Source organism: Bacillus cereus group sp. BfR-BA-01441 (assembly GCF_022663075.1).
Taxonomy (GTDB): Bacteria; Bacillota; Bacilli; order Bacillales; family Bacillaceae_G; genus Bacillus_A; species Bacillus_A cereus.
The window spans coordinates 1-6,148 of sequence record NZ_JAKUEU010000149.1 but is presented as its reverse complement, the minus strand read 5'-3'; the positions used below and the strand labels follow the sequence as shown (position 1 = coordinate 6,148).

Here is a 6,148-nt window from a genome sequence, read left to right as displayed (position 1 = left end):
ATTCTTCAACTGTATTCAAATGTTTTTCAACCATTTCTTCTACAGCAAGTTTTTCTGTTTCCTTAATCACTTCTTCAACAACTACACTCTGATGTATATTAGTATCATTTTCACTAGATGTTTGAGATTGTGTTTCCATGTATTCTTGAAGAATTTTTCCGACAAGGCCAGTATCATTTTCAACCATTTCAGCCATTTTACTTTGGGTATCCATTTCTTCTTGTACATAATTACCTAGTAAATTATCATTTTCATCATTTTCTGGATCAATATCATTTGCTTGTAATTTAGTTTGTAATCTAGCTATATTTTTTATGCCAGCATCTTTAATTTTCCCTAAGTTTGCAAGCTTATCATTCTCTTCTATTTCTTCTGAATTTAGTTGTTTCATTCTTTTACCCAATTGCAACAGAAGTTCGTTTTTATTTTCAATATCAGAAGATTTTTCTAAGAAATGACCTACAGCACCCATAATTTTTAAACTTGTTTGCTTTTTCGCTTCTAATAATTCTTGTTGTTCACTATTTTCTTCTGTTTCCTCTATATCGCTTACTTCTACAGATTCACGAATTTCTTTTTGATATTCAATTGCTTCTGGATCTAACGCTTGTTCTTTTAACTGTTCTTCTACTATTAGCTTTTTATTATTGAACATTTCACTGAAAGAAGGAGAATCTTCTTTATAATTATTTTCTTCAACATACAATGGATGTTTTTCTACATCTATTAAACGTTTTCTAAATTTATCATAATTATATTTTCTATTTTTTGTAAGTAATTGACCGAAAACTTTATGTTGCCAAGATTTTTCTACATAACATACGTCATGACCAGCAAATTGTACATAGCACATGTCCCTATCCATCTTCATTAAATCATTAACTGTAACTAATGGTTTTTTCACTGTTACCATACGTGTTTGAACATTGCTACCTGTACCAGTTGTTTCAGGATAACTAACTGTAGTTTCACCAAATGCTTCACTGAAATACTTAGCTGTACTTTGTTCATTGACCCTAAGAATCAATTTTGTATCATGGTTAGCTATAATGTTTTTCGTTACTTCTTTACCATATAATTTTTCTACCTGACTTAAATCTTGAACAATAGTTGTCATATTAATTAAGTAACTACGACAAAGAGAAAGCGTTTCACTGTAGCCTTCAATTTTACCAATGTTAGGAAATTCATCCAATAAAAAGTTTACAGGTGTAGGAAGTTGCGAAATAGGACTTTTTCTAGCTATTGTAAAGAATGCATCAATCATTTGTGTAAAGAATGCACTTGTAATACCCATATATGGATTGGTAGGAATAGCTATTTTGATGTATAAAGCATACTTATTATTTACAAAGTCTTCAAATTCGAAATCTGATTTCTTTGTCATTTCACGTATCTTTTCTAATCTGTACAAAGAAATAATACTGTCAAAACTACTTGTTACTGATGAACGTGTTTTACCTGTTAAAGAATTAAAGAAACTTTTCAGTCCTTGCACTCCGACATCCTCTTGATCTTGTTCTTCAATCCATTTCATATAGATTTTTTCATTGGAAATATATTTATCATATGTGCTAATCAAAGAATCAAAGTTCGCATTTTCCGGACTGAAATTTGTTTTCGTATAAACAATCATATTTTTTAATAGCGTTCTTGCTCTTTCTTGGAAGAAATCTTCTTTTCCATCTGATAAAGCATTTTTTGCTGTAATATTTGCAAGTTTTTGGGCATCTTCATCATTATTTACAAATGACATTGGATTAAAGCCCCATCCCTTAAAATCAACAAAGTCTAATCTACCCACTGTATATCCTTGATCCACTTTCAATTGATGTGTTAAATGCCAGTTTTCACCTTTAACATCAATTACAATCTGACTTTGATTCCGAATATTAATCAAGTTTGGAAATACATGTGTTTGCCCTTTACCAGAACCACTTGGCCCGATAACAAAAACGTTTTTATTATCAATTGTGGTGCTATTTGGAATTACTAAAACTTTTTTTCCAACTTTCGCTAAAACAATACCTTCCTCCATATTCAACACTTTTTTATAACCAATAACTGGCATTGGTGAATATTTTGCTTTGGTACTTAAAATTGAACCCATTAATTTTACTGGATTTTCAAATGTTGCTGAACCATGTACACCAAAATCCGATTCATCATGATATGTTTTCTGGAATATACTTTCTCTTACTAAGTAAGCCCCACCACAAAAGAATAGAACTAATCCAGCTTGTAAAATCATTTTCCCATTCGGATCAGCTAAGATAAAATCATATATTTCTTTACTAAAAAATACTTGCAAGTGAAGTGTCTGGATATCTTTTAAATGTGTTAGTGTATACAGCAATATCGCAATAAGATGTGTACCTAAACCAGTTATCAAGATGATTGGTATGATAGCTGTATAAAAGTGTTTTTTTAACTTTGGTTTCTTCATACAGAACGCCCTTTCTTTATTTAAAAAATGTTTTATTTCATTTTTCAACTACATCTACAGTTTTTTTTTGACTGATTTCAAGTAATTCACTTACTCGATCTTCGCGCTCCGGTAAAGTCAACACCTGTACACCACTTGTATTTTGCAATATCTCTTTCAAGTCAATTCCTTTATCCTTTTGTATAAAGTATGGGAAGTTTCCATTACAATCAGCAATTAAAACATCTTTTTCGCTTTTCCCATCTTTAGCATTAAAACGATAAGAAGGAACTTCTTGTTTCGATAACACTTTATCACATTTATTTATTGTCAAAGAACTATCCAATTTACTTATTTCTAATAAATGATTTAGTCTATCATTCAAATAAGATTCATAATGATGTTCGGTACTTTCTTTTCCTTTAGAGCTTATTTCAGCCAAATTTAAAGCGGATATATAGGCTTGATCCTTATCTTTTTCTCTGGTTAAGATAATTGTTTTTTCATCTACTTGTTCTACAGTTGTAAAATTACTTTTCATTGCACCTATTGTATTATCAGCAACTCGACCAATCGCATCAATTAACATTACATCATAATCTTTTTCATTCATACCTAGCCTTTTAGCGGTTTCTTGATTTTGGCCTATAGTATTCTGTAAAACATTTAATGCATTAATTGAAGGATTATCTTTTAAACATTCAAGCATTGGTACAACAACTCTTTTATCATTCGGCACTTGTACGTCATGAAAATGTCTATTTAAAGTATTTACATCCTCTTGAAACAATTTGCGGTCAATTGATGCATATGAATTTGTTAAATCATTTCTTATTTCTCTATTCATAATCAAATCCACACGTTTCATCATATCGTTTGCAAATTGTATTTGATTATGTGATTTATCAATTGCCATGTAATCATATTGACTTTTAATAATATTTAAATCTTCATTAGCCCCTATGTTTACTTTATTCCCATCACTTATATAAACAGAAATATTATATTTATCATCGTTTTTTTCAATGAAAAACTGATCATCAAAAGATATAGTTTGTTCATTAATATTTGTACCCTTTGATAACAAATTCGTTATCAAATAATCACCTTTTTCAAATTCTTGTTGTGTTATTACTTTTCCACCTTGTATTTGCAATTCGTATTCTTCTTTTGATGGAACAGTTCGAATGAATTGACCAGTAAAGAACGTCATACTCTGTTTATCTAGCAACTCGAAATATGGTAAGTGATCATTCTTAAAAATATCCATATTATCTTTAAAATGTTCTATAAATTCTACTGGAACAGAACTTGTGAACATTCTTTTATAGTTGTTTAATTGCTCACCTTGTTTATTGTGACTATGAATTTCTAACAAGCTTTCAGTTTGGTTATTAGATATATTCGTATCTTCTGACTTATTAATCGGTGCTGGATTTTCAATTTCATTATCCTTTAATATTTCTAATTTATGCTTTTCGATAATGTTATCTATACTTTTAACTGTTCCAGCCACCATTTTCTTAATATCAGATAGACCTTGCTTTGCTTTTTCTAAATCTTTTGACCAAGTTGCAATATATCCCACACTATAATCACTTGTATCTAATCCATAATAACTTGATACACAGAAAGCAACACTTTCAGCATGAATTTCTTTTTCGCTTCTTGGAACATCTTTAAATGGACTATTTTTCGAATGTAATTGACTATGTGCAAATTCATGGATTAGAGTTTTAAATTTATGTTCAATTGGCAAATCATTTCTGATAACAATGTAATGTTCTGGTATATTATAGTATCCTTTAACACTTGGGTTTTTTTCTAAGTAATCTGTATTAACAGAATCATTTACTGGCACTTTAGCATTACTTTGAATAGCATCTTTCACCAATTTATATAACTTTTCATAATCCATATTTTTTTGTCCTGTTTTTACAGCATGAACAAAATCTTGCGCTCTTGGAATTTCTTTTCCACCAGTTTGACTAACATCAAACACTTTTACAGGAGTAAATCCAAGTAGTTTTTTTGTCACATTAACTTTGTCTTTACCATCTTCATCTTTGATAGGATCTCCATTTTTATCACGAATAATTTCTTTCGTAATTTTATGTTTTGGAGCATAAATGTACAAACCTTTTTGACCATATTGAATATGACGACCCATTTTCTTCCACTGAACAAACCCTTGAATCATTGAAGCTTCTGGTTTTTGGCTATAAATCAATGCAAGATTGTTAATAGAATAACTAGGAAGTCTACTCATAACTTCTAAGAATCGTTTAAAATTCTCATTATTTTTAAACAAATCCTCTAATGAGTTATTTAGTAAATCCTCTACAGCTTTTAGTTTTTCCTTTGATGAATTGAATTCAGCCATTTAATACATCCCTTCCCTATTCACTTTTTAACTAATTCCATATATAACTCCTTCCCTGAACTTTTCTCTAAATACCATGCTACAGTTTCTTTTGATAAATCAAAATTATCATTATCCGAAACTAACCTTAAATCATTTGGTATATGTGTGTACTTCGGTAAATCCGAACCTGAAATTTCATGCCATTCATATTTCTTACTCATTTTTCCACCTCAATTTTATATTCAGTGAGAAGAAATTTCCTCTTCTCACTGAATTACAATATTATCTTTCTATTTCTTCTAATTCTTCTTTTTCTACAGTTGTTTCCGTAGGAGCTTTATACATTTCTTCTTTAACATCTTTTAAATCAAGACCTATATAAATATCTTGTGGTTTTTTCTCTAACATATATCCTTTTTCATACAAATCTTCAATTTCATTATAAGTTAATTTTTCTGGAAGATTTTTGGTGAATTCATCGGAACGCTGTCCATTATTTGTGTTGTATAAAGTCAATCCTTGTTCTTTCCAATCTAATTTTTTCAAACCTTCTCTTAATTCCTTGTCTAGTTCTGATTGTACATTTTCTGGAATGTTATTATAAACTTTAAACGTATCATTAGTCTTAATTTCTTCTCTTAAATAATTTTTATATTGTTCGAATTTCTCTTGATCTGTTTCTCTAAAAGTAGTGTATTTTTCACCGCTTTTTTCTTCATATGCTTCAAGCTTTTCATTTCTATCCATATATAACTGAACTATTTCTAAATTATTTGCTTTAGGGAAAAATTGATCCCCTACTTTATAATCACCTAAAGCATCAAGTAATTTAGAATCGGCTTCTTTTACTTCTTTATATAAAGTGTTTATACTCTTTTCGGGTTCTTTATATGGTTCGAATTTCAAATCTTCTTCTAACAATTGATTTTGTTGTAAAGGCTCAAAATACTTTGTAGCATGAGCCAATAAATCGCTTTTATCATTTAAATAAGAATTGAAATTCTGGACATTTAAATTTTTATCATTAGAACTTATTGTTTCTTTTCTCAATTCAGAAATTGCTTCTTGACGTAAAGCTATAGCTAAATGGGGTTTAGCCACCAAATGACTATCAATAGTATGAATAGATGCTTTGTTTATATCACTTTCTGTTTGTCCTTTGAAATTATCCATTAAATGTTTTTTATACTCTGTTTTATAATCAACAATCGAAAATTCATCCAACTGATTAACAGGAGGTTTTTGAACCTTTATTTGATCATCATGTTGACTATTTTGTTGAGCTTCTTTTACATTATCAGGACTTTTATTTGGCCTTGCTTGTTCCATCTTTTCATTAATGGCATTTGTTTTGTTAA

At 29.4% G+C, this 6,148-nt stretch carries 4 protein-coding genes; all 4 read right to left on the bottom strand.

Going from position 1 to position 6,148, the window contains the following annotated elements; genetic code table 11:
• Window positions 1-2,446, bottom strand: a 2,446-nt coding sequence (locus MR107_RS28870; RefSeq protein ID WP_242293063.1) for a VirD4-like conjugal transfer protein, CD1115 family, incomplete at its 3' end; no start/stop codon positions are given.
• Window positions 2,447-2,483: 37 nt separating this feature from the next.
• Window positions 2,484-4,808 (bottom strand): ArdC-like ssDNA-binding domain-containing protein, encoded by a 2,325-nt coding sequence (locus MR107_RS28865; RefSeq protein WP_242293062.1) that lies wholly within the window; start codon window positions 4,806-4,808, stop codon window positions 2,484-2,486.
• A gap of 20 nt (window positions 4,809-4,828) precedes the next feature.
• Window positions 4,829-5,011 (bottom strand): hypothetical protein, encoded by a 183-nt coding sequence (locus tag MR107_RS28860; RefSeq protein WP_242293061.1) that lies wholly within the window; start codon window positions 5,009-5,011, stop codon window positions 4,829-4,831.
• Window positions 5,012-5,072: 61 nt separating this feature from the next.
• The coding region (locus tag MR107_RS28855; RefSeq protein WP_242293060.1) for a hypothetical protein at window positions 5,073-6,148 on the bottom strand (1,076 nt) is incomplete at its 5' end.

Excerpts from the sequence above, each read along its gene's own strand:
- MR107_RS28860 (WP_242293061.1), bottom strand. The coding sequence starts at position 5,011 with ATGAGTAAGAAATATGAATGGCATGAAATTTCAGGTTCGGATTTACCG.
- MR107_RS28865 (WP_242293062.1), bottom strand. The coding sequence starts at position 4,808 with ATGGCTGAATTCAATTCATCAAAGGAAAAACTAAAAGCTGTAGAGGAT.